Source organism: Desulfoluna sp., assembly GCF_030145185.1.
Lineage (GTDB): Bacteria > Desulfobacterota > Desulfobacteria > Desulfobacterales > Desulfolunaceae > Desulfoluna.
The window spans coordinates 13,577-38,998 of record NZ_JAQYWB010000055.1; the positions used below are offsets into that span (position 1 = coordinate 13,577).

The following is a 25,422-nucleotide window of genomic DNA, read 5'->3' on the forward strand; positions in this document are numbered from 1 at the left end:
CTGAGGGCTGAGGCAGAGGCAGAGGCAGAGGCAGAGGCAGAGGTGTCCAGCTTTTGGATTCGTTATCGTCCATGTGGGCCTCGGAAGAACCAGGGTCATCAAATGATCGGGGTCTTTTCAATGGGCGAAACCATGATCAAGGCCCACGGAAGCAGCGGCCACTCAAGCGCAAGCGCTGGACGATCAGTCTACGCGTTCAGCGACGCGAGGAAAAACCGGCTTCACGCTCAAGGCCGCTGCAGTATCGAGTTCCACACGATTTTCCGCGACCGGGGATAAAAAAGTCTTTAAACCAGCAACCCCCCGACACCCATCTCATACACATCATCGGGCGTCACCTCGATTCCGGCCAGAAGGCGTGGAAGAATCAGATCAAAAGCGGTTTTCTTCGAGGCAAGGGCTCCGGCGGGGACGCCCACGACGCTGACCTCCCCCCGTCTGCCCAGAAGGGTCATGGCACCGGGAAGAACCGGAGATCGCGAGGATGAGATATGAAAACCGGCTCTTTCGAGACCCACCTGGGTCACATCGTCCGGATCGACGGAGAGGCCGCCCGTGGTGATGATCAGCTTGAGGCCATCGTTTATCATGCGGGTGACTTCAGCGGCCAGCACATCCGGGTCATCGGGGACAAAGGCAGAAGCGCCAATATTGGCTCCGTAACGGCCGAGGGTCTTTTCGGCGTAAGACAAAAAGGCGTCTTTGATGCGGCCTTCATAAATCTCAGTGCCGGTGACGATGACTCCGGCCCGACGCACGGTGTAGGGTGCCACAGAGAACAAGGGGGTATAGGCCAGCGCCATACACCGGGTAAACTCGGCTCGGGAGAGAAACAGAGGCACGGCTCGGGTTCCGGCAAGGACACTGCCTTTGCAGACAGGGGTATACGAAGGCAGGGTCGCGAGAATGACGTCGGCCATGGCATTGAGGCGATTGATCCGCGGGATATCCACGTAAAAGAGGCCGTCGTGCTCGGCGATGAATTCGACCTTTCCCTCTTTAGGCGGACCGACAACCACGGTGCCATCTCCTCCCAGGGTATCGCCAAACGCAATGGCCACGTCGTTTTCATGCACCAGGCTTTCCTGTTGATTTTCCTCTTCGAGGTAGACCCGGTTTTTACCCATATTCTTAAGCGTCTCGATATCGGCTTCGGTGATGCGCTGACCCTTGACGAGGGCGGGCCCTTTTTGTTTTCGGGGCACGATCAAGGTCATGTCGTGGAGGGCATGACCTCCCACGGCATTCTCCAGGGGTGTTGAGATCAAACGAAGCGCTTCCGCATGTTTGTGTTCATAAAGCGTGGTTTCTCCGGAGCAGGCAGGACAGATCTCCACCGCGTCCAGGGTCCTGAAGCCCTCTCCGCAGTGGACGCACCGGCGGATAAAGCTGACGTTTTTTTTCTTCCCGCCAAGGAAAGACCCATCCAGAACAACCTTTTCACAGGTAAAAAGTGAAACGCCCCCATCTCGGATTTCGTTTAAAAGCGCGAGGGTATCCTGCTCTTTCTTGGGCACCAGCTTGAACAACCAGGCCTTGAACTGAGGCCACTGATCAAGGATCTCATGGTTGGGAGCCACCCGCACCCCTTCGCCGGTATGCTTGTCGTACATGGCCAGGGCAAAACGACCGGTGGAGACAATTTTGAGCCACCCGTTCCCGATGGTACAGGGCGTGAGAAGTTGAACCGCATCAGGGATACACGCCCGAGTCTCACTCACCGCATCAAAAAGCGCCCCTTCCGGCAAGTTGGAGAGTGCCAACTCCACCATAAAGCCCCCGGCAACCATCCCTGGAGCCACATGACCGTGAAACTTTTTGACTTCATCCACATATCCGTCAAACGAAAACCCGCGAATTGTCATAGAGACCTCTCATTATAACAAAAAATTAACCACAGAATCAGGGGAAGCTCAGAGGAGTTTAAACAACATTTTTTTTATACTACCTAAGACATGCTCAATGCCAGTTCTTTTCTTAACCGTTTACTGGAGGAAAAATAACCAATAGGTCATACAGGCAGTATAGAGGGAACGATGGCGAACCGTTGAAGACCCCGACTTAAGAAAATCGACGCGGACGTTTCAAAAAAAATGCCTCTGTTCTCATCACTCTTTCTCGCTCCCAGGGCGGAGCCTGGAAACGAGAGCACTCGACTCGTGAAATATCCGGGTTAGACCGCTTCCACACGGCAGGGAACATACCGGTGCAGGGGGGTCCCTGCAAAGGGATCCCGATGGGTATTTTTGGTGAGGCGGTTAACGTTGACCCCGAAAACCTCACCCTTGTGCAGCAGACCAAAACCATGGGGAATCGCCACCTGGCCCTTACGCATGTGATCGGTGATTTCGAGTTCAATCACCTCGGAGGCGGCCTCGGTGATAATCTTCACCTTCTGGCCGTCGGTAAAATCAAAACGCTTGGCGTCCCCGGGATGCATGGCCAGAGTGCAGGGGCGTTTGCCCTCGTTCCAGGCGGGATCGCGCATGAGGGTGTTGCTGTTTTTGGAGGTATGCCGCCCGGCCATGAGGATGAAGGGGGCCTCCTCCTTCATCTTGAGGTCTTCGGCTTCAGCCTCGGGGGTGATCTGCTCTACCCACTCTGCCATCTCCGGGATAAAAAGATGCATCTTGCCATCGGGGTGTCGGATTTCATCGAGATTGCGGTCCCCATCCATCTTTCCCACCCAAAGGCCTCCGGGGTGATCGTAGATCGCCTTAAACACCGCCTCGCTCTGGGTGAGCTGCGGCGTCAGGAGGGCCACAGGGGCAAGGGCACGATGGCGCACCATGCCCGAAAGCGCTTTGCTGAGATTCACCGGATGAAGCGCCGTCTGCCAGAATGGCGGCAGGGAAAATCCCGCCCGCTCCGCATTTTTCCGGTTGGCAGCAGGCATGGCCAGGGTAATCCCCCAGAGGGCTGCGAGGTTGGCCGAACCCAACTCCTCGCCCAGGGTTTTTGCCAGCACAAAGGGGAGAACCTTCATGGCCTTTTTGTTTTTGGATGCAAAACTCATGAGGGCAGCGGCGTACGTTTTTCGATCCTTTTTCGCCGCTTCGTACACGAAAGCCGGAATCTCTGGAATATACCCGGCCGCTTCGGCGATGCCTGTATAGATCTCCCCCACCTCCTTGGCCGTCCCTTTTGGACACACCACGGGATGACGCATCTGAAAATAGACATCCGGATAGTTCCAGGGGAAAAAAGTACCGTCAAAGGACTCGTACCCGCTCTTGGCCGGGAGCACGTAATGGGCCAGCTCCGCGGTCTCCGTCATGGCAAGCTCCGAGACCACAAGAAGATCAAGCTTTTTAAAGGCCTCTTCATACGCTGTGGTGTCCGCGTAGCTTCGAAGCGGGTTGGAACCGGAGCAGAGAACCACGCGGAGCCGCTCAGGGTGATCGGAGAGGATCTCTTCGGGCATCACGTTGGGAGGATAGGCGCCGTTCAAGGCGGGAAACCCGGTCTCCACGGTCCGCCAGTTTTTCTCGTCCCGCTCGTCGGTGTGACTCCCCAGGGGCACGATGGTCCCGGGAATCACGTTGCCGCCGGGGACGCCGTTACGCCCGCAGACAGAGGCCAGAAGCATGTAGAGATAACTCGTCAGGGTGCTGTGCCGGTTCATGTAGATCCCCAGGTCAAAATGCATGCACCATTTCAGGGTCACCAGCTTTCCGCACAGGGCATAAACGTCATCATAAGAGACCTCGCACACGGACAGCGCGCCCCGGATATCAAAACCCCGAAACCAGGGCTCGATCTCGGCAAAACCTGTGCAGTAAGTTTCCAGATAGTCTCGCTTCTCCCACCCTTTCTCCAAAATCAAAGCGATCATGGCCCGGGCCAGAAGCGCATCCGTGCCGGGGCGCACAGGAATATGCAGGTTGGCTGCCTGGGCGGTCTCGGATCGTCTCGGATCAATGATGGCGAGAAATTTATCCGGATTTTTAGAGAACTCCTTCAACACCAGGGGAGCTCGGGGCATTTGATGACTCTCCATCCCATTCCACCCGATCCCCAGGATCATCTCGGCGTGGTGCTCGTCGGGAATGGCAAAACGGTTCTGACGCCCCATCATGCGCCCGCAGGCCCAGAAGTAACCGGTGAGTTCCTGGCCCAGGGCGTTGTAGGAAAATTTGGATCCCACGGCCTTCATCAGGGTCATACCAAAGGCGGCCTCGAAGTGGCACCCCTGCCCTCCGCCCCCCATGTACGCATAAGACTTCGGGCCATGTTCATCGACAATGGCCCGAAGCCTGGCACCGATTTCGGCAAAGGCCTGATCCCAGGAGATCTCCTCAAACCCCGTTTCCGTGCGTTTAAGAGGATGGGTCAGTCGGCCTTCATGGTTCTGATGAAAAGCCACGTTGGCCCCTTTGCGGCAAAGATACCCCTGACTTCTCACGTTCTCTTTATCACCTCGGACCTTGACGATGCGATGCCCTTCGGTCTGCACCTCAATCCCACAGTTCTGCGCACACAGCACGCACCCTGTCTTTTTCCACTCACCCATCGCTCTCTCCTGATTTGTTACTACCCGAAAAAAATCCCTTCGGCGGCAAGGCAAGCCACCGTGCCCCAAGACCTATCACCCGCTTTTTCAGCCCTCAGCCCTCAGCCTTTAGCCTTTTGCCTTTAGCCTTTAGCCTTCAGCCTTCAGCCTTTAGCCTTTAGCCTTTAGCCTTTAGCCTTTTGCCTTCAGCCTTCAGCCTTTTGCCTTTAGCCTTTTGCCTTCAGCCTTTAGCCTTTTGCCTTCAGCCTTCAGCCTTTTGCCTTTTGCCTTTTGCCCATTTTACTTCACATGCGTAATATAAGACCAAAAAAAAGTATTTTCAGCAAGTAAAAAGCGTCCAACACGATGACTCTCTTGCCCAATTTTAAAGAATTTCCATGGCGAAGGCCACCGCCAACATCCTCCGAACCGTTGCCGAAGATAAAAAAGGGCCGGGACCGCTCCACGAAAACACATATACACAGAAGGGAATTAGTCTTTGAATATATGCTTAAAAAATTCATTGTTCTCATGAACCATGCCCCGACCCACTTGTCCAGCCAAGTCTCCTGCTTAACCACGTAAGAGGAATGCAGGAAAGGTGTCCAGCCCTTCCTGCACGCCGAGTGACTCTACCTTACGCCCGCTAAAGCAGACTTGTTTGCTTAGACAAGCTCAAAAACACCGGCGGCACCCATACCGCCACCGATACACATGGAGACGAGACCGCGCTTGGCACCCACACGCTTCATGTTGGCCAGAAGCGTGGCGGTGAGTTTGGCACCGGTGCAGCCCAGGGGGTGGCCCAGGGCAATGGCGCCGCCGTTGAGGTTAATCTTGGATTCATCCAGGCCCAGTTCGTTGATGCAGTGCAGGGACTGGGTGGCAAAGGCCTCGTTGAGTTCAATGATGTCGATGTCATCCAGGGTAAAACCGGTCTGCTCCAGGACTTTGGGAATGGCGTACTTCGGCCCCACGCCCATTTCATCGGACTTGCAACCGGCCACAGCGTACCCCACCAGCTTTGCCATGGGCTTAAGACCAAACTTCTCACAGGCCTCCTTGCTGGCAAGCAGGGTGGCGGCAGCGCCGTCGGTGGTCTGAGAGGAGTTGGCCGCGGTGGCCACCCCCCCGGCTTTAAAGGGGCTGTTCAAACGGGCGATCCCTTCCACCGTCGTGCCGGCTCGGACGCCGTCGTCCTTGTCGACGATAAAGTGCTTCTTCTCATAGGTACCGTTCTCGCCAAGAACAAAGTTATAGGCCGGTGTGGGGACAATCTCGGTAAACCAGCCCTCTTCCTGGGCTTTGAGTGCCTTGTTGACGGAGCGCACGGCAAACTCATCACACTCCTCACGGGTGATACCGTAACGCTCGGCCACATTCTCAGCCGTCACGCCCATGGAGATATACATCTCGGGGTTGGAGACGGCAAACTGAGCATGGGGGCGAGGCTTGTTACCGCCCATGGGGACATAGGTCATGGATTCGAGACCTGCGCCCAGGGTGATTTCAGACCACCCGGCAGCGATCCGCAGATGGGAAAGTGCAATGGCCTCAATGCCGGAGGAGCAGAAACGGTTGACGGTGGCCCCGGATACGCTCTCGGGGAACCCGGCCATCTGGTTGGCAACACGGCCGATGTTCAAGCCCTGCTCGGCTTCCGGAAAGGCACAACCGCACATGACGTCATCGATCTCTTTGGGATCGAGGCCCGTCTTCTCCACACAGGCCTTCATAATGAAAGAGAGAAGGTCTTCAGGGCGGGTTTCTTTAAACTGCCCCCTCTTGTTCTTGCAGCCGGGGGTTCGTACAGATTCAACGATATATACTTCGCGCATAGTATTCTCCTTACGTCGTTCGTTAAGCACAGACATTTCACACGTTTCATGGTCCCGGTCGGAGCGTTGCCTTCCGCCGACACCGGATCTGCCGCCGCCTTAATTACGCAGTGGGGCGCCTTTTTTCAGCATGTGCTCGATTCGGGCGATGGTTTTTTCTTCTTTCGCAAAATCGATAAAGGCTTCCCGCTCGAGCTTATACAAGACGTCTTCATCAATCGCCGTGCCTTCCTTAACGGAACCACCGGAGATGACGGTGCCGATGCGCGTCACGATAAATGAGTCATGCTCGCTGAGGAACCCGCCTTTGAGCATGTTAAAGATCTGTGCGTTGATCATCCCGGTACCGGCTTCACCCATGACAGGCACCGGCTTCTTCACGGGCGGCGCATACCCGGCGTCTACCATGGCCAGCACCTCTTTCTTGGCTTCGCCAATCAGGAGATCGCGGTTCATGACGATACGGTCGGCCCAGGGATGCATGTGCCCCAGACTGAAGGCCTGTTTGGCACTCATGGAGTACTTGGCCATCCCGATGGCCATGAAGACCGGCACAAAGAGCTTGGACAGATCGGTATCTTTCTGAACAGGTTCGGGAAGGGCAAAGACAAACTTCTTCCAGAGGTTGGTACAGCCACCGCCAGCAGGGAGAAGACCCACGCCCATTTCCACAAGGCCCATCATGAGGTCGGCGGCACCCACAATCTTGTCGGCTGCACCGAGGCACACTTCGCACCCGCCGCCCAGGGTCATGCCATAGGGAGCGGCCACCACGGGGATATTGGCGTAATGGATATCCTTGATGCCGTTCTGTGCCAAAGCCAGAAATTCATCCATCTCCGCGTATTTCTTGCCTTTACAAAGCCCAAGAACGTAGTCAAGGTCGGCACCGGCAGAGAAAGCTCCGGGCATGCCACCGGCCTGGTTGCCGATGACGATACCGGCCGCGTTCTCAAGAGCGAAATCCTTGACTTCCCCCATGAACTCGATGATCTCACGGTTCAGGGCGTTCATCTTGGTAGTGAACTCGACACAGAAGATATCGTCTCCGATATCGACCAGGGAGACGGAGGGGCAGCTCTTGACGACCTTGCCGTCGGCCCTGCAGGTCGCAAGGGAGAGCGCGGTGCCACTGAGCTTAACAAACTGATAACTTTCGGTTGCGAAGTCATAAAAGTACTGACGCCCGCCTTTCACTTTGTAAAACGTCTCGTTTCCACCAGCCAGCATGGTCTTGACTTTTTCGGGAACGACCAGTCCATCGGCTTCCATCCGTGCCACGGACTCTTTGACTCCAATCATGTCCCAGGTCTCAAAGGGGCCGGTTTCTACGGCATACCCCCACTTCATGGCGTTATCGATCTCAACGACAGACGTCGCAATCTCAGGAATGCGGTTGGCTGCGTAGATAAGACCGTTTGCCGAGCAACTCCAGGCAAACTTAGAACCTTTGTCATCACCGTAAATAATGGCTTTGATTTTCTCGACAGGAGAGGAAGCCGCTTTGGCGGCGTTCAGGCAGGGCAGATCCGGCTTAACGAACTCAACGTACTCGCCGGAGGCGGGATCAAGCATCAACTTGACCTTTTTGCCATCGGCATTTTTCTCTTTTTTAAAGAAACCACCCTTGGTCTTGTTGCCAAGCCAGCCCTTTTCAACCATTTTCGTCACAAACTCAGGAAGGACATGGGTCTCCCGCTCTTCGTCGTCGGGACAAAGATCGTAGGAGTTTTCCATGACGTGGGCCATGGTATCGAGCCCAACGAGATCGGCGGTACCAAAAATAGCGCTGGAGGGACGGCCCATGGCCGGGCCGAAGAGACCGTCCACTTCGGCCAAGGTCATTCCCTGCTTGACGACTTCCTGCATGATCTTACCCATGCCCTGGATACCGATACGGTTACCGATGAAGTTGGGGGTATCTTTGGCCCAGACGATCCCTTTGCCGAGATTGATCTCACCAAACTTCTCGATGAAACGAAGCACTTCCTGTGCTGTCTCTTCACCGGGAATCAATTCCAGAAGATGCATCCAGCGGACGGGGTTGAAAAAATGGGTGCCGAGAAAATGCTTCTTGAACTCGGAGCTCAGGCCCTCGCTCATGGCCTTTAATGGAATCCCTGAGGTGTTGGAGCTGACAATACAGGTGGGCTTTCTGATGCCTTCGATCCGCTTGAACAATTCCTGCTTGATCTTGAGGTTCTCCACGACCACTTCACAGATCCAGTCGCAATCGGCCAGTTTGTCAAAATCGTCGGTCAGGTTCCCGATCTCGATGAGCCCGGCATCTTTCTTGTTGTAGAAAAGAGGGGGCTGAGCCATGAGGGCTCCGTCCATACCTGCCTTGACGATGCGATTACGGGCCGCAGGATCATTTTTCTCTTCATCCGTCAGGTCAAAGGGAACGATGTCCAGAAGCAGGACCTTCACCCCGGCGCCGGCGAGGAGAGCGGCAATTCCACCACCCATAATACCAGAACCGATAACCGCTGCTTTACTGATCTTTCTAACCATAAATTCCTCCTACGTGTATATTTTGTTAACAATCATGATGGCCACGTAAAAAAACAGAGTCACATTTTCATGAAGCCTACGAAGGGGAGGAATCGCCTGGGAAATGAATTGCGACGAAAGGGCGTATACTCAGACGATCGAACGTATAGTAAGATAAACGGCGTTCAATTTCAAGACATAATGAATAATGATTCAGTATTGTTCTCATAAAAAAACATAGATTAGAGACACGATTTAGAGCAGAGGCACGTCTGTGACATGGGATTTCGTGGGGTCTGAGGAAAAGGATCGGTATTAAATGCCCCCCAGAGGGGACAGGCAAGACCGAAAAATGAAAGGGTTCTTCACATACCGCTGCCGCCGTGACGACAACGTCACACCCCTTTTCGAGAGGAGGCACCTCACCGCCGGAGCCGAATCAAAATCATTCCATTCGTCTTGCTTCTACATCTGTTTAAAAAGGTGGGCGTAGCTGCGGCTGACAGTGAGGATCTCTGAAGACCCCTTCAGTTTAACGGCGAGGCGTCCGGTGAGGGAGTGGCTGACCTTATCGATACATCCGGCGTTGATAATGGTGCCACGATGAATCCGCCAGAAGGTCTCGGGGTCCAATTCATCGGTCAACTCTTTGATGGGTTTTTTAATGAGAGATTCGCCATCAACGGTGAGGACCGTGGTGTATTTGGCACTGGATTTAAAAAACAACACATCGTCCACGTAAATCAACCGAATGCAATCACGGTGGAGTGCCTTGATCCATTTAAGATGAGACGAAGCGGCCGGACGACCCACCGCGCGAATCACCTCTTCGATGACCCCTTTCAGCTCTGCAGGGGGCGTGTCTCCTTCCATCTGCTTTTTCAGTCGGTCCACGGTCTTGGACAGACGCTCGTCGGTCACGGGTTTGAGCAGGTAGTCCATGGCCTCATTTTCAAAGGCATCCACGGCATACTGATTAAACGCCGTAATAAAAACCACCCGGGTCTGTCGGCTGCATTGGCTCGCCACCTCCATCCCCGTCAGGCCGGGCATCTTAATATCTAAAAAGGCAATATCCGGGGATTCGAGTTCCATAAGCTCCAGAGCTTCCCGCCCGTTTCCGGCACGGCCGCAGACAACCAGCTCGGGCCAGATCCGTGAAAGCATGGACTCCAGGTAGATCACAAGCTGCTCTTCATCATCGGCAATAATCGCTCTAATCTCGGTCATGGGGTACCTCTATGGAGGCCAGAAATCCGTGGGGCCTGTTCTCTTTTATAATAAGCCTGGCTTTGCCGTCGTACAGGGAGTCCAGGCGTTCCTTGATGTTGGTGAGGCCGACACCCCAGTGGCTGCCCTCATGAAACCCGAGGCCGGAGTCGGCCACGTCGATGCAAAGCTTACCCGGTATGGCCGAAGCGGCGATGGAGATATCCCCTCCTTCGATCCGCGGCTCCAGCCCATGCTGGATGGCATTTTCCACGAGAGGTTGAATCAGCATCGGGGGAAAGGGAATGCCACGCAATGATTCGGGGATATCAATGGCATAGGAGAGCCGTTCACCCATGCGGATTTTAAAAATATTCAAGTACGCCCGAATCATCTCCATTTCCTGACCGATGGTGGCCATCTCCTCACGGGTCTTGTAAAGAGACAGCCTTAAGTAGGAAATAAGATCGTTCATCATCACTTTGCCCCGGTCCACATCGGTGTCCAGGAGGCTCAAAATGTTGGAGAGGGTGTTAAAGAGGAAATGGGGTTCAATTTGGGCCTGGAGGAGGCGAAGGTTGGTTTCCACTACTTTTTTTTCGATGGTGAGCCGCTTGATCTTCTCGGTTTGAATTCTCTCCCGTGCCTGACGGATCTTCTCCTGGGAATTGAGAATAAACCGAAACAGAGAGCCGCCCATGACGGTAAGAATCACCACCTGAACGATGAGTTCACTCTTCTCAGGGATGTAAAAGAAGAGATCTTTGCCCGACAGAAACGCGCCGAAGATAATACCGGCACAGGCTCCGGCCGCCATGGCAAGGGCGGCCCCGGTCATCTGGACCAGGGGCCCTTTCCAGCGCAGGCAGATCAACGCGGTGAAGGTAAAGGCAAACGCACAGGTGCCCACGCATTGCCCGATGATGAAGTTGGTAAAAAAGCCCTCCCCAAACCCCATCATGGAGCTGAGCATCACAATCACCGTCACCGTGACCACGGCCGAAATATACTTCCGGACAATCAGCCCCAGGTGGTCACGAAATACAAAGCTTTTTCTGGATCCTGCCTCACGCATCGCTCACCTTGATCATGCCTTTTCCCAGGGGATCAAATCACTTCTTGCCTTCCATCATGGACTGAACAAACTCAAGGGTGCCGCGAACTTCCGGCTTGGTAAAAATATCAAACCCAGCACGCCATGGTTCTTTATCCAATCGATAACGAATGCTGTCCGCCGTATCCTGACGCATCATCTTTTTCATGGTAATGAAAGGACGGTTGGGGGTGTCGATCCAGGAGGTCACGATCTGCTTGGCGCGAACCATCAACTGATCTTCTTCCACAATTTCATCCACCATGCCAATCTCAAGAGCCTTCTCAACCCCGACCATATCACCGAAGAACATCACGTTACGGTAAGTGCGATCGTCATTTAATCCATAACGAACCACTCTGTACTGAGCAATGGACAGGGGCAGCCCGATCTTGATCTCGCTCATCCCCATGCGGATCTTGGGATGGTTTTTCACCACACGGTAATCGGCAGCAAAGGACCAGATGAGGCCGGCGGCGGCGCAGTGACCGTTAATGGCAGAGACCACGGGCTTTTCACAGGTAAAAAAGTTAAGGAGGAGTTCTTCCTCCTCTTCAAACCAGGCGACGGCCTCTGCGTGAGACTGGAACCCGATAAAATCAGGGAGATGGAATCCACTTGAGAAAAACCGGCCTTCCCCGGTCAGCACAATCCCCTTCATGGTATCGTCTTCGTTGACCTTTTTAACGATGGCATCCATTTGACGCAGGGTGTCAAGGGTAATGGAATTGGTGGCACCATGAGACAGGGTAATAATGGCGATTCCGTCTTCGACTCTTTCCTTAATCATAATTCCCTCCGAAACGACCAATGGTCACATAAAACACAATAATTCTGGAATGATAACATGAAACTTTGTTCACTTGCCGTGTGTCAATTTTTTACACCCGGCAAAAAATGGGTATACCTGAATTGCCTCGAAATGTCCATGCCGGTTTCTTCAAGCACCCAAAGTCCTCTGTGATTACCACACATTGATGTTCCCTGCTCCGTCTCTTCGAACCAGAGCTTCAAGCACCCCCCAGAGTGGATCGGGATCAGAGATAGGGATAGGGTCCTGTGGCCCTCTGAAAAATCGTGGTCATGGAAGGACCGGGTTCGTTTGACTGGCCTAACCCGGATATTTCATGAGAAAACGATCGCGCCAAAGAAATAAGATATTATTACAGCTGATTACCGTGGAAAATTTAGATATTTCTAAAATACAAAATGCAATTCACGGTTTTCTTACCGCTTTTCTCACCCTTCGGGCTAAACGATGATCAAGGCCCCAAAGAACCACAGACAAGCCGTTATTTCGAAGCTTGGGCGACGAACCGGATTATAAAGGGATGAACAAACCGAGGAGAGACTCAAAAAGGAACGTCTCGCAGCAGAAAAATAATTCGGGGGGAACACTTTCGGCTGCCAGAGAATCGTTGAACAGAAAAACAGACGCCCTTCTCAGGCGTTTCGCAGCTTGCCCCGAAGAACAACCTGCATGTAACGTTGCCGCTGATACTGCGCTTTTCGTTTTGCCTGGTCGAGAAACATGAATCGGCGCTCCCGGCCGGGATCCTCCCCCACCATGCGATCGATACGCATGGAGAGGGTGTGCAGCTCCCCCAGCACCCGAGGCTCCGTTGTGGGCAGCTCCCTGATGAGACGTTCCATGCGTTGGGTGGCCCGACTCAGTTCGCCGATAAGGACCTCAACTCGTTCATTTCGAAACGGATTTTTAGCTATCATACGCCCTCTGTATCGGCCTTAGTCAGGGCCGGAAGTTTGACCGTAAAGGTACTGCCCACCATGGGCTGGCTGATCACATCCACCGTCCCAAAGAGTCCCTCCACCAGTTGGCGGACAATGGAAAGCCCAAGACCCGTCCCGACAATAAACCGTCTTTTATCATCTTTGATCCGGTAAAACTTCTGAAAAATCTTCTCCTGGTACTTTTCTTCAATGCCAAACCCGTCGTCAGCGATGGCCACCCAGAGTTCATCATCGTCCGAAACCGAGACAGACACCCTCACATGGCCCCCGCTGCCTGTGTACTTGATGGCATTGGTAATCAGGTTACCATAAATACTCTCAAGCGACGAGGGATCGGCAAAAAGCAGGGGCAAAACCGTCTCGGGCAGTTCAAGGGTCAGCCCCACCCCCTGAGCCTGGGCGCGAGCCCTTAAAAAATCCACCATGGCCCGCAACAAACCTCCGGGATCCACCTCACGGGGGTGAGAAAACTCCCCGCCCCCTTCGATACGCTGCAGGTCCAGCAGATCACCGATCAGGGCGATCAAGGCTCCGGCCTTGTCGCGCGCTCTCACGATCACCCCCCGGTTCTCCTCCCCCATCGCCGGCCCCACCTCCTCTTCCACCAGGGCGAGCTGCTCACAAATGGCCGTCAGCGGGGATCGAAGCTCATGGGCGACCTTGGCGACAAATTCGGATTTCATCTGATCAAAGGTTTTCAGGTCGGTGATATCCGTCAGCGTCACCACCGACCCCAGACACTCCCCCTCCGCCGACAGGACGTGCTGACCTCGGGCCAGATAAAACCCATTGTCCGGGACCTGAAGTTCACAGGAAGGGATCTTGCCATCGGTCATGAAGACCCCGGTAGAGATGCTGTTGATCCAGAGACAAAAATCAGAGTCCTCGATGTACCAGGAAATATGGCACTGGGACTCCATCAAACGATCCCCGACAAAGAGCCGTTGAAACACCGAGTTCATGAGCACCACCATGCCGTAGGCGTTGGTCACCACCACCCCGTTGGGCAACGACTCGACAATGGCCGCGATCCGGCTCTTTTCCGTCCCCAGGTCTGTCAGGGTGCGCTCACGCTCCCGTTTCAACTTTTCAGCCCGTCGCACCACCCGAATGTGATCCAGCGCGCGTCCGGCCACCAGACGAATCTGTTCCGGCTCAAAGGGCTTGGCGATAAAATCGTAGGCCCCGCTCTTCATGGCCGTGATCGCGGACTCCACGGTGGCGTAACCGGTCATGATAATCACCAGGGAGGAAGGAGCCCTCTCCTGGATCTGGGCCAGCACCTCCATGCCATCCATCCCCGGCATCTTCAGATCGAGAAAGACCACTTTAGGGGTGGCCTCAGACACAAAGGAAAGCCCTTCCGAACCCTCCGCAGCCGTAAGCACCTCGCAGCCGCTTCGGGCCAGAGAACGCCTGCAGCCTTCCCGGATATCTTCCTCGTCATCAATGATCAGAATCTTTATGTTCGCGTCATCCATGGCTGTCTGACTCCCCTGGCCCTCGGGGGCGAGGAATTTCCACCCGAAAGGTGGCCCCTTCGCCCTCATTATTAAACGCGGTCAGGGTGCCGCCATGACTCTCCACAATGCCGTATGCCAGGCTCAACCCCAGCCCCGTCCCCTCCCCGGCCTCCTTGGTGGTAAAAAAAGGGTCAAAAATTCGTTTCAACAAGGCCTCCGGGATTCCGATACCCGTATCAACCACCTCGGCAAAGACCCACCCGATGCCTGTCACTCCGGTCCTGACGGTGAGCACCCCTTCATTCCCCATGGCATCAGCTGCATTTAAGATGATGTTCATAAACAGATGGTTCATCTGCTGCCCATCCGCCATCACGTGGGGAAGCGTGGGATCCAATTCGGAGCGGATCTCGATGTTATGAAAAATCGTCTGGCTCTCGAGAAGATAGAGTGTCCGGCTGATGGCACGGTTGATATCCAGGGGCGACATGGCCTTCTGGGTCTGGCGCGCAAACTCCAGTAGCTCGCGCACCGTATCCCGACACCGGGAGGCATCACGCAGAATGCGTTTGATATCCTGCTGCGCCTCCTCGGGCAGCTCGTACTCCTCGAGAAGGAGCCGCGCAAAAAGAACAATCCCCCCCAGGGGGTTGTTAATCTGATGGGCCACGCCGGCGGCCAGCTTTCCAAGTGAGGACATCTTTTCAGCCTGAAGAAGCTGAAGCTGGGTCACGTTGAGCTCTTCTGCCATACGCAAGGACTCGCGCATGTCCCGAAAGAACCCGATGGTGGCCACCTCCTGACCTTCTTCATAAACAATCGCCGCATCCAGATTGATGGGAACCCGTTGCCCGCTCTTGTCCATGCCATCCACCCGAAGGGCTTTCACATTACCCGGCCCCCCGGAATCTGTACCGCGCATCTTGACCATAATCTCTTCGGCCACTCCCGGGGGATACACTTTCCGAATATCCATCCCGGCCAACGCCTCCTCCACGCTGAACCCGCAGATATCCGAAGCGGCATCATTAAAAATCAGGATCCGGCCATCAATATGGGCGGCAATGACCCCGTCCACGGCGCTGTTGATGAGATTTTTTAAAAAGGCGTTGGAACGTTCAAGGTTCTCTTCCATCTCCTCAAAGGAGGAGACATCATAATCGAGCAGGACCACATAGGATATTTCGTCCCCGCTATAGAGCGGATACGCATAGTGACAGGCCTCACGCTGGATCTTCCCATTCACAGGATCCACTTTTTTTACGGCACGTTTGCCCGTCCGAAGGACCTCGACGGCGAGGCAGGGGCTGCAGGGGAGGTCCCGTCTGTAGAGAAGTTCATGGCAGGTGCGGCCTATACACTGTGTCCCCATGTATCTCAACCCGGGACGGAAATTGGTGGCGATCACCTTGAGGTCTCGTGAAACCAGCATCAGGTTTCGCTTCTCCTCCTCCAGCGCACAAATGGTTCCATCCCGTTTGTCCGGATACACAAAGGCTCCTTTTGATAAAAAAGGCCGCGAACAAAGGGTATCCTATTGCATCGCGGCCTCAAAATCAAACACAACGGTTACGGTACTCTCACCTCACAAACACAGGCAATTTACTCGACAATGGGCCGGGGAAGCATCCCTGCGCGTTCGGCGATCTCGGGCACCCTGTGTTCCCACTCGATGGCCATCAGATGAACACCGGCGACGCCCTTCATCTCCTTGAACTCTTCGATCTGTTCGCAGGCGATCTTAATGCCCTCTTCAGCGACTTTGCCCTTTTCCGCACCCTGAAGGCGCTTGATCACCTCATCGGGGACTTCGATGCCTGGCACCTTGCTCTTCATATATTTGGCCATACCCACGCTTTTCATGGGGGTGATGCCGGGGAGGATATACACCTTTTCAGTCAGCCCCATATCCACGGACTGCTTGACCCATTCGCGCATCTTCTCCATATTGTAGACGCACTGGGTCTGGACAAAATCCACACCGGCCTCTACTTTCTTGGCCAGGCGATGCACCCGCCACTCAAAGGGGTCGGCAAAAGGGTTGGCCGCGGCACCGATAAAGAGCTTGGGCGGACCATCAATCTCTTCACCGGAGAGAAATTTTCCCTCATCACGCATCTGCTTCACCGCGTTGATGAGCTGAATCGAATCAATGTCAAAGACACCCTTGGCGTTGGGATGATCACCAAACATCTGATGATCGCCGCTGAGGCAAAGCATGTTGCGAATTCCCAGGGCAGAGGCACCTAAAATATCCGCCTGCATGGCCAGCCTGTTTCTGTCCCGGCACACCATCTGGTAGTTGGGTTCAAGCCCCAGCTCATTGACCAGCAGTGATGCGGCCCAGCTGGACATACGCACCATGGCAGTCTGATTGTCGGTAATGTTCACAGCGTCTACACGGCCGACCAGGTGCTGGGCCTTCTCCTTGACATGCTCGACATTGGAACCACGTGGGGGACCCAGCTCGCCGGTAAATGCAAAGTGTCCTGCTGCGAGAATTTTTTCAAGATTGCTTCCTGATTTCATATCGGCACATTCCTTCGCTGTTTGTTATGTTTGACGGGTCTGTGAGGAGCTTTCACCTTGCCGTCATATGTTTGATATCGAGGTACAGAACAGCCCAACACCGACGGTCACTCACCCTGCATGTTTCTGTTCTTTCTCAAAATCGGGGAAGACCCCCTGCTCACGACAGATGGTGCGGGCAAATGCGATCATTTCCGGGATATCGATGCCAAAGGGACAGTAACATCTTGTGCAGAGCACACATCGATCCCAGACCACGTCGCGAATATCCTGAAGGGCGGCCCGATCGACCATCCCCTTTTTTTTATAAAGCACGCCGATGGAATTGATGAACTTGTAGGAGGGCATGTAGGTCGGATCATTGTCTCGGGCATTGAAGAGAAAACAGCTCTCGGCGCAAAGGGTGCAGTGAGCACATGCAGCCAGAGAGAGCTTCATCTTTGCCTTTCTGCTGTCGAGCCGTTTTTTGATGAGGTCGGTATCAACCCCGGCTGTGTTTTTCTTGAACATGTCAACTCTCCGTATAAGAGGAAGCCCCTTGGGGCTACCAGTTTCTGTTGCCACTGCCCAGCGCCCACTCACCCTTGACGGAAAAACGTACCGCGAAGAAGTAGACCATGTGGACAAACTTGGTGAAGGGCGCACAGATCAACATCGCCTCACCGGCCAGAATGTGCAGAACCATCAACGTCTTGTAGTCAAAGAGTTGATGGTACGCGAGAAGGCCCGTAATAAATGGGGCCGTGGCCAGAAGCAGCATCAGAAAATCATAGCCGCTGGTGATAATCCGAACCCGCGGGAGGAAAAGCCGTCGGTAGAGAAAAAACAGCCCGCAGAACAGAAAGATCACGGTCAAAACATCGGAGGTTCTTTCACTAAAAGAGAACAGGGAAAACCCGATGGCCCGTTCAATGAGAATGTTGTGCCCCAAAAGAAACAGCGGCACCATCACAAGACAAAGATGAAAAACCGAGGTTACGATAATCATCCCCGGGCTGGTTTTAAAGATGGAGAGCTTCAGGGCATGAAGAAACCCACCGACACCTGCGGGAGGCACTTCTGCCACCAGCCCTGCCGGTCGTTTCAGTTTCGGTTCCTCAATGGCTTGAGAGAGGGTCAGAAACCGGAACACCTGCCAGAGGATGCCACCGAAGAAGATCGCAATGGAGATCCAGACCATCGGACCCCTGATAAAATCGTACATGAGAGCCCCACTTTCCTTTTCAATGGGTTGACGTCTGAGTAAAAAGGGGAACCCTTTTCACCGGTGCCGGGAGCGGCTGATTTTCACCGGCCCTAAGGCCGGAGGCTCCATTAAAACACCACGGCATCACTTGTAATAACGCTTCTCGTACTTCGGTTGAACCACGGTACGCTGCAACTGATTCTGCCACTGCATCACGCTCTGAAGTTTCAAGATGTCATCCAAGCGATTCTGGCCTTTAAGCCTCTCGTAAATTTCCACCCACGCACAAGGGACATCCTGACTCACCTCACACATGCCATTGTTGGTCCCGCCACAGGGGCCGTTAAACAGACCTTTTGCGCATCGGGTCACCGGACAGATCCCCCCCGTGTAAGCCAAAACACACTCACCACAGGCACGACATTTTTCTTCATACATCCCGAGGTTTCGATCGACACCGATACACACGGTGTTAACAGCTGGGAAAACGGGCTTGTCGGGATAACGCTCCGCCATGAGCTGAACCCCTGCACCGCAGGCCATGGAAAGAATACAATCATACCCTTCGGCGATATCGTCCATTTCCTGGATCAGATCCATATTGCACTGACGTTCCACCGTGTAATTGCCCAATTGCTTGGAAGTGCCGCTCTCCTTGAACGTGAGCTCAAGTTCGGCGTTGAGTTCGTAGACCTCCCGCTGCCCACCGGCCAGACAGACCGATACGCACCCGCCGCATCCAACGGTCAGCACCTTGCCGTAAGTGGATATGGCCTCGGCGATCTCTTCCAACGGTTTTCTCTTGGCTTTAACCACGATTCCCTCCCATTATAATTTATCTCAACCCCATCCCCCGGATGAAGCTGTCATCTAACGTACTCTCGTCATGCGGCCACCCACCCAACAAGGCCTGTTGCCGCACCCGGTCAGTCTGCTTTTACATGGCACTCACCGCACATGACAGGGCCGGATTTCTCTGCCTCATGGCAGGAAATGCACTGGCCGTGAAAGGCATCCATCGGATCGGATTTCGCCTTCTCTCCACCGTGACAGGAAGCACAGGCAACCGCGCTGAGGTCCTCCCGATGCATGCTGTTCAGGGTCATCACCTCTTCCGGTTCTGTCTCCGAAAGGAGGTCCTCGTCCAGGGCATTCTCGCCATCCTGATAGTCATGATGGCAAGAGAGGCAATCTTCAGCCAGATCAAAATGCATCTCATGAGGAAAGGAGACCGAGGGTCTCTGCTTCGCACCCGCCTCTGCCGTCCCAGCAGACAACAACACCGGCAAAACAATCAAAATGGCCAGCATGAAAAGGGGCAGAACGCAAGATCGTGTTCTCATTTTATCCATGGGGTTGTCACACTCCTCGCAGATATGGATGAACATAAGATGACAGACGGAAATCCATCCGACCATCACAACCAGATGTCGTCAAAGAAACGAGTCTAAGACAAAAAAAGCGCACTATTCGTGACCTGATTCGTCACGTGTGTACGCCGTTCAGCCTTGAACACACCCATCAGACACGTGATACCTTTTTTACGCAAATTGACTTGTGATGTCAAGTAACGATAACACTCAACTTTTGTTTTCTTTTTAGCCAATTGAAAAAGCTTTCATGGGATAGGGTAATGCACAAGAGATAGCTTCTTTGCCACCCAATGAGCACATACCGATCAGCTGAACATTTGTCGTCCCCACCCTGCCCCGAAACAGCCCGAGAGCAAAGGGGGAACCCTTTGAGGCCGGGGAAAAACAGCGAGGAAGACCTTCACGAAAAAAACTGGGGTTATTATAACCCGTCACCAAAATTTTACAATCGGGCAATTACTCATCCAGCAATTTTTTTATCAGCAGACATCCACTCTTCCGAGCTATCCGGAAGACCGCTCTCTCAAAAATGACTGAAACACCGATGAGAGAAATTGTCAACCACCGACCCGGTCATTCTCTGCACTTTTTAAACAGATATAAATATCCGTAATCAAACCATCGTTTCAATTTTCGAGAGACCCGACCCCGTCGACATCGCCACTCAATTCATATCACACGAAATTCACACATTATTTTTCTCATTTCCGCGGAGTTCAATGAAACCATTTTTCATGTTGACATCAATTGATCCGCTTTCCTATAATTTCTCTACTTGCAGGGATGAATGTAAAAAATGGAGGGATGGTCCCCTTGGCCTTAAAATAAAATCCATCGGTTATCCCCTGTACGCCGTCCTCATGACGTCGTGCGGGATAACGTCACCATCGCCAGCAACAACCCGTCAAGGGCATTACCCTGTGTTCATTTTTTTAATGAACCAGGAGAACATTGCATAACAGACGTTTTGCACTGAAACTGATATTTAAGGAACAAACCAGTGAAAACTGGGTACCAAATGTCCAGGCTTGTAATCTTTTTTACAAAGCCACGCTGTTAAAATCAGACAAATCGAGGAACTCATCACATGAAAAAAAGTGCCCTTCTTATCGCTTTCACCCTGTTTGCCCTCCTGCCGGCCTGTCAGACCATTTCCACCCAGCGGGTAGACAGTGACACCGTCACAGACGTGGGGAGCAAGTGGAACGACACCGACTCCCGTCTTGTGGCAGACGAAATGATCAACGATGTCCTCTCACGCCCCTGGATCACCCAATTTACCACGGCCAACAACGGCAAAAGCCCGGTGGTCATCATCGGAGGCGTCAAAAACAAAAGCCACGAACACATCAACGTGAAAACCTTTGTGCGTAACCTGGAAAGAGCGCTTCTCAACTCCGGCCTGGTCGAATTTGCCGCCAGCCGCAGCGAACGTGAAGAGATTCGTGATGAGCGCCTGGACCAGGCGTCCTACGCATCCGAAGAGACCGCCAAATCCGCTGGAGAAGAGATCGCCGCCGACTTCATGCTGCAGGGCGAACTCAACAGCATCGTGAACAAGGACGGCGGAAAGTCCGTTCGCTTCTATCAGGTGGACCTGACACTCATCGACCTGGAAAAAAACAAGAAGGTATGGATTGGAGAAAAACAGATCAAAAAGCTTCTCAAACAAAGCCGCTTCAGATTCTAAAGCGACCGCTCGAAACGCTGCCACCAAGGCAAGAGGCCGCCTGGATTTTCTGCGAATCCAGGCGGCTCTCCGATTGATCCCCACGCTTCAGGCCGGATGCCGGCCCTGTCATCTGTTTATACTTTTGTCATGAGGAAGATATGCCCCCCATGAAACGACTTGTTTTTTTTCTGATCCTGTTGATTTCAGCCACCGGATGCGCCCCGACATTCGATTACGCCAATCTTGACCGTCTCCTCCAGGCCGGCGATTGTGTCGGTACCCAAGAAATGCTCAAAACCAGGCAAAAAGACTACGGCTCCCATGCCCAACTCCTGTATCACCTCGACTGCGCCATGATCCATTACCAATGCGGTGACCTGGTAAAGGCGGCTGCCGAGCTCAACGAAGCCGATGAGATGGCTCAACGTCTGTGGACCAAAAGCATCAGCGCCGGAGCGGCCTCGTTTCTTGTCAACGACCTGATCGTCGACTACCCCGGTGAAGATTTCGAGCGGGCGCTGATCAATCTTTTTTCCGCCTTCACCTACATCCGTCAGGGGTCCTACGAGAATGCCCTGGTGGAATGCCGGAAGCTCAATACCCTCCTGACGGAATACAACACCCAGTATGAGACCAAAAACGTCTATAAAGAGGACGCACTGGGCCGCTATATCAGCGGCATCCTCAGCGAAATGGACGGTGAGTACAGTGACGCTTATATTTATTATTATGAGGCGCTGAAGGCCTACAGAGATTACAACACGGCCTACGGCACCCCCACCCCGCCCTCCCTGTATGAAGACCTGGTGCGAGTCGCCGGCCCCGCAGACCGCCTCAAAGAGGCCCGAGAGATCGCAACAAGCTACACCGGTAAAGTACCCACAGCCAAAAAAACACGGTCGATGGGACGCATCGTCTACATACACATAAACGGCAAAGCCCCCAAAAAGATCGAAAATAAATTCACCCATATGGGCCCCACCGGCCCCATCTCCATTGCCTTCCCTCAATATGTCACCTTTCCGGTGGGATGCTCCGACAGCAGCCTGGTCCTGTCAGATGAGAGCGGTCAGAAGATCACCACACAGGCCACCCTTGCCGAGGATATCTCCCGTATCGCCGTCAAGAACCTGAACGACAGAAAAGCGCGAATCTGGGCCAAAACCATTACCCGGGCCGTCGCCAAACAAGTGGCCGTCCATGCGGCCGCCAAGGCCGTGGAAAAAGAACAGGGGGAATTTGCAGGCCTGCTCGCCCAGATTGCCGGACAAGTGGCCGCCAGTGCCACCGAAACCGCAGATACCCGCTGCTGGCGAACCCTGCCGGGTGAGATCTACATCGCAAGCCGCTTTGTGAAACCCGGTGAATACTCGGCTTCGGCTGCGACCTGCGCAGAGACCGACACCTATCTTGAGACCGTTCATGTGAAGGCAGGGCAGACCGTCTTTGTCTTTAACAACACCATATATTAGCCCCAATGAATGACGAGGCCGGGAGACCGACACGGCGTCGTCATTCTCCCGGCTTAAAGCCCCCATCAAGGGAGATAAAAAAATGAAACGATTAATCCCCGTCCTCATGGTCACGTCGCTGGTCCTGACCGGCTGCGTCACCTCCTCACCGGTGAAAACCCGAACCGACAGAAGCGCGGTTCAAAGAGAACGCGCACGTCAGGCATTTGACGAACTCGAAGGACGCCCCTCGTCCCCGGCGCCCGCAGCCGTCACCGCGCCCGTTCAGCCCCCTCGGCCCGACATGAGCAAGACGCCTGCCCCAGCCCCGGCCCAGACACCGGTGACGATCGTCGCTGATTTTTCCGCCTCCACCCACCTCATTGCCCGGGGATACGGACAGTCCCGACCTGAAGCGATCCGTCGTGCCAAGGCCGAGCTCTCCAACACCTTTAAATCCCGGATCCAGAGCGATATTTCCTCGGTCACCCGGGCCGTCACCGACTCCGCAAAAGGGAACAGCCTTTACAAAAACGTACAGGCCAAGATTCGTATCGCCTCCACCATCGAACTCGAAGGGGTCGAGGTCGGTCCCGTGGTGAAGGATGGTCGAGAGTATGTGGCCGACGTCGCCTTGAATCGAGAACAGGCGGCCCGGAAATGGCGAAACGACATCGCCCGGATCAGCGCCCGGATTGCTGTGGAACAAAACGCCGCCAAAACCAGCCCGGGTAAGCTGATGAAACTCAAGCATCTCAACAAAGCCATGAACCTCTTCATTGAACGCGAAGCCCTCATAAGCCGCCTCCAGGTCATTGGCCGACCCGCCGAACAAACCGATCAGCGTGAGTTTGAAACCCTGGTGGCGACCCTTCAGGAGATAAAAACCAATTTCCGGATCAGCCTGAACGTCAAGTCCCCCAAGGGAAAGGACCTGAGCCATAAACTGGCCCGCGAACTCACCGAGGCCGGTTTTATTGTGGGAAACCAACCCTCCGACAGCGATGTCATCCTGCAGGTGGCCCTCGCCCTCTCCCGCGTCAAGACCAACGACCCCAACTTCAAGTTCATGCGCGCCACCGCGGATGTCTCCATCATCGACCCCGTCACGGGAAAGACCGTGGGCAACTTCAATGAAAACAAGCGATCAGGACACCTCAGCTACGAAGAGGCCGGAGCCAAAGCCACCCGCAGCCTGTCAGGAAAACTTGCACAGAAAATAATCGCCTATTTAAACTAAGAAAAGGGATGGAGACCCCATGAGCGACGGCACCATGCGCCCCATTGAAATCGACGAGACGCCCCTTTACGGCCCCCGCGGACTTCTGGTCTGCGGCCTTGAAGACGAATCTGCAAAAGCGCTTCTCACCCTGGTCCACGACCTTGGATGGGACGATCTCTCCGTCGCTTTTGCCGGACGCGGTGATCTCCAGATCTCGGTCAAGCAGCTCTTTGAGGAGCCCCCTGACCACCGGGAACCCCTGGGCGGTGTTGCCGTCATTATGGCTGGGATCACAGGCAGCCAGCTCCAGGAGCTCATGAAGGGCTGGAGGGCAAGCAGCCTGCCCCGAACCCTGTGGGCCACCCTGACCGAAACCAGCGAAACCTGGCCCCTGGGGACCCTTCTCAAGCACCTTTCTGAAGAGCAGAAAGAGATGGCCAAAGCCCGTCGGCCCCGTCCCTGACCCCTTATTCCAATCCACAAAAAAACCGCATCCATCAGGAAGCGGTTTTTTTTTGTGAGTCTATCAGGCACAGGGTCAGGCATTTTGAGCCATGGGCCACTCCTGCTGTTCAAAGGTGGCCTTGTCCACGGAGGCAGAAAAGAGATTGTCCCCATAGCAGTCGAAACGTTTATCCGGACGCATGCCCAGTTTTTTTAGCACAGCCACGGAGGCACGATTTTCCGGCATGGCGGCCCCATAAATCCGCGGCAATTGCAGCCCCTGAAAGCCATGGGCCACGATGCGCAGCGCCGCTTCAAAGGCAAGGCCACGCCCCTGGGCCTCCTGGGTCACCCCGTAACGCAGATCGATGAAGGGGCTGTCCACCACATGTTCCAAACCGCAATATCCTACAGGATCCATGGTTTCTGCGTCTTGAAGCACAAAGGTTCCGAACCCGAACCGATCCCAATGTTCAAGGCGACGGTCCACATGGATATGGATTAAGTCCAAGGGACAGGGGTAATCCACGGGAAGCCAGCGCGTCAACTCCCCATCACTCAAAAAACGCCGCATGAACGCGAGGTCACACGCCTCCATGGGTCGAAAAACCAACCGAAGACTCGAAAGAATCATAAACACCTTCACGTTGACCCTACCCCTTAGACGAGGACACAAACCGGTCCACCGTCTCTTCAAAGGGTACGGATTGAAAAAAATATTGTAACTATTCAGCTTATGCCTCCGGCGGCCCTGCCGGGGGCTAAACTTTTGCCTGATTTTATTAAGACGGGTTTAACAAACAGGTTTTACGAAATAACCTTGATTAAATTTCATCTTAATAGCAGATGTGATTGCCTCTTATTCACAGCCGTGGGTTCCCTGTCACACCGGTGAGATTACGGCGGCGTCGTAGGATGGGCACCCATTTAATATCAAAGGGCGAAGCGTGCCCATCTGGCAGTCGGGAAACCCACAACGCTGAAAATTGTATAAATTTTGACGACGCAGCATCTCTCCTCGGCGTGATCGGTTGCACCCGCGCCAGATGGGCACGGCACACCCTTTGCCCATCCTGATATGATTGCCCCCTGTCAAGAGACAAATAGCCCCCCATCCATTATTTGCCATAATGGTTATGCATTCTTCGATATTTCAAAAAGAAAACAGGGGCGCAGCACTGTAACGACGTTTGATCAACCTGATA

20 protein-coding genes are annotated in these 25,422 nt (G+C 54.0%); 4 read left to right on the forward strand and 16 right to left on the reverse strand.

Annotated elements, in window-relative coordinates; translation table 11 throughout:
- Positions 1-287: 287 nt before the first annotated feature.
- The 15 genes from Q1Q75_RS16495 to Q1Q75_RS16565 form a co-directional block, all read right to left on the reverse strand.
- Positions 288-1,865 (reverse strand): FmdE family protein, encoded by a 1,578-nt coding sequence (locus Q1Q75_RS16495; protein WP_300672845.1) that lies wholly within the window; start codon positions 1,863-1,865, stop codon positions 288-290.
- Positions 1,866-2,173: 308 nt separating this feature from the next.
- A complete protein-coding gene (locus tag Q1Q75_RS16500) occupies positions 2,174-4,513 on the reverse strand; it encodes a molybdopterin-dependent oxidoreductase (RefSeq protein ID WP_300672847.1) in 2,340 nt (779 codons plus the stop codon).
- Between the two features lie 644 nt (positions 4,514-5,157).
- Complete coding sequence (locus tag Q1Q75_RS16505; protein WP_300672849.1) at positions 5,158-6,330, reverse strand: thiolase family protein; 1,173 nt, start codon at positions 6,328-6,330, stop codon at positions 5,158-5,160.
- Between the two features lie 99 nt (positions 6,331-6,429).
- Positions 6,430-8,844, reverse strand: coding sequence for a 3-hydroxyacyl-CoA dehydrogenase/enoyl-CoA hydratase family protein (locus Q1Q75_RS16510; protein WP_300672850.1), 2,415 nt, complete (start codon positions 8,842-8,844; stop codon positions 6,430-6,432).
- A gap of 444 nt (positions 8,845-9,288) precedes the next feature.
- Positions 9,289-10,053: a LytTR family DNA-binding domain-containing protein gene (locus Q1Q75_RS16515; RefSeq protein ID WP_300672852.1), complete on the reverse strand. Its 765-nt coding sequence runs from the start codon at positions 10,051-10,053 to the stop codon at positions 9,289-9,291.
- A complete protein-coding gene (locus Q1Q75_RS16520; RefSeq protein ID WP_300672853.1) occupies positions 10,040-11,107 on the reverse strand; it encodes a histidine kinase in 1,068 nt (355 codons plus the stop codon). Before Q1Q75_RS16520 ends, Q1Q75_RS16515 begins: the two co-directional genes overlap by 14 nt.
- A 37-nt stretch (positions 11,108-11,144) precedes the next feature.
- Entirely contained in the window at positions 11,145-11,915 is a 771-nt protein-coding gene (locus tag Q1Q75_RS16525; protein WP_300672854.1) for an enoyl-CoA hydratase/isomerase family protein, read from the reverse strand.
- Positions 11,916-12,568: 653 nt separating this feature from the next.
- Positions 12,569-12,853, reverse strand: coding sequence for a hypothetical protein (locus Q1Q75_RS16530; RefSeq protein WP_300672855.1), 285 nt, complete (start codon positions 12,851-12,853; stop codon positions 12,569-12,571).
- Complete coding sequence (locus Q1Q75_RS16535; RefSeq protein WP_300672857.1) at positions 12,850-14,358, reverse strand: response regulator; 1,509 nt, start codon at positions 14,356-14,358, stop codon at positions 12,850-12,852. Before Q1Q75_RS16535 ends, Q1Q75_RS16530 begins: the two co-directional genes overlap by 4 nt.
- Positions 14,351-15,832 carry an ATP-binding protein gene (locus Q1Q75_RS16540; protein WP_300672858.1) on the reverse strand — a complete coding sequence of 494 codons (1,482 nt, stop codon included), beginning with the start codon at positions 15,830-15,832 and terminating at the stop codon, positions 14,351-14,353. Before Q1Q75_RS16540 ends, Q1Q75_RS16535 begins: the two co-directional genes overlap by 8 nt.
- Before the next feature lie 110 nt (positions 15,833-15,942).
- Complete coding sequence (locus Q1Q75_RS16545; RefSeq protein ID WP_300672859.1) at positions 15,943-16,869, reverse strand: methylenetetrahydrofolate reductase; 927 nt, start codon at positions 16,867-16,869, stop codon at positions 15,943-15,945.
- Positions 16,870-16,980: 111 nt separating this feature from the next.
- Positions 16,981-17,379, reverse strand: a complete 399-nt coding sequence (locus Q1Q75_RS16550; protein WP_300672861.1) for a (Fe-S)-binding protein — start codon at positions 17,377-17,379, stop codon at positions 16,981-16,983.
- Between the two features lie 34 nt (positions 17,380-17,413).
- Positions 17,414-18,073 (reverse strand): hypothetical protein, encoded by a 660-nt coding sequence (locus tag Q1Q75_RS16555; RefSeq protein ID WP_300672863.1) that lies wholly within the window; start codon positions 18,071-18,073, stop codon positions 17,414-17,416.
- Between the two features lie 126 nt (positions 18,074-18,199).
- Positions 18,200-18,871, reverse strand: a complete 672-nt coding sequence (locus tag Q1Q75_RS16560) for a methylenetetrahydrofolate reductase C-terminal domain-containing protein (protein WP_300672865.1) — start codon at positions 18,869-18,871, stop codon at positions 18,200-18,202.
- 110 nt (positions 18,872-18,981) lie between these two features.
- Entirely contained in the window at positions 18,982-19,407 is a 426-nt protein-coding gene (locus Q1Q75_RS16565; RefSeq protein ID WP_300672867.1) for a cytochrome c3 family protein, read from the reverse strand.
- Between the two features lie 1,108 nt (positions 19,408-20,515).
- On the opposite strand from Q1Q75_RS16565, the gene Q1Q75_RS16570 reads away from it, so the two are divergent.
- The 4 genes from Q1Q75_RS16570 to Q1Q75_RS16585 all read left to right on the forward strand — a co-directional run bounded on the left by Q1Q75_RS16570 (position 20,516) and on the right by Q1Q75_RS16585 (position 24,236).
- Positions 20,516-21,118: a penicillin-binding protein activator LpoB gene (locus Q1Q75_RS16570; protein ID WP_300672869.1), complete on the forward strand. Its 603-nt coding sequence runs from the start codon at positions 20,516-20,518 to the stop codon at positions 21,116-21,118.
- A gap of 149 nt (positions 21,119-21,267) precedes the next feature.
- Positions 21,268-22,572 (forward strand): hypothetical protein, encoded by a 1,305-nt coding sequence (locus tag Q1Q75_RS16575; protein WP_300672871.1) that lies wholly within the window; start codon positions 21,268-21,270, stop codon positions 22,570-22,572.
- An 82-nt stretch (positions 22,573-22,654) separates the two neighbouring features.
- On the forward strand, positions 22,655-23,791 hold the full coding sequence (locus tag Q1Q75_RS16580) for a hypothetical protein (RefSeq protein WP_300672873.1): 1,137 nt from the start codon (positions 22,655-22,657) through the stop codon (positions 23,789-23,791).
- Positions 23,792-23,810: 19 nt separating this feature from the next.
- On the forward strand, positions 23,811-24,236 hold the full coding sequence (locus tag Q1Q75_RS16585) for a DUF3783 domain-containing protein (RefSeq protein WP_300672875.1): 426 nt from the start codon (positions 23,811-23,813) through the stop codon (positions 24,234-24,236).
- A 75-nt stretch (positions 24,237-24,311) separates the two neighbouring features.
- Here the strand turns inward: Q1Q75_RS16585 and Q1Q75_RS16590 are convergent, their stop codons facing one another.
- Entirely contained in the window at positions 24,312-24,851 is a 540-nt protein-coding gene (locus Q1Q75_RS16590; RefSeq protein WP_300672877.1) for a GNAT family N-acetyltransferase, read from the reverse strand.
- Positions 24,852-25,422 lie beyond the last annotated feature (571 nt).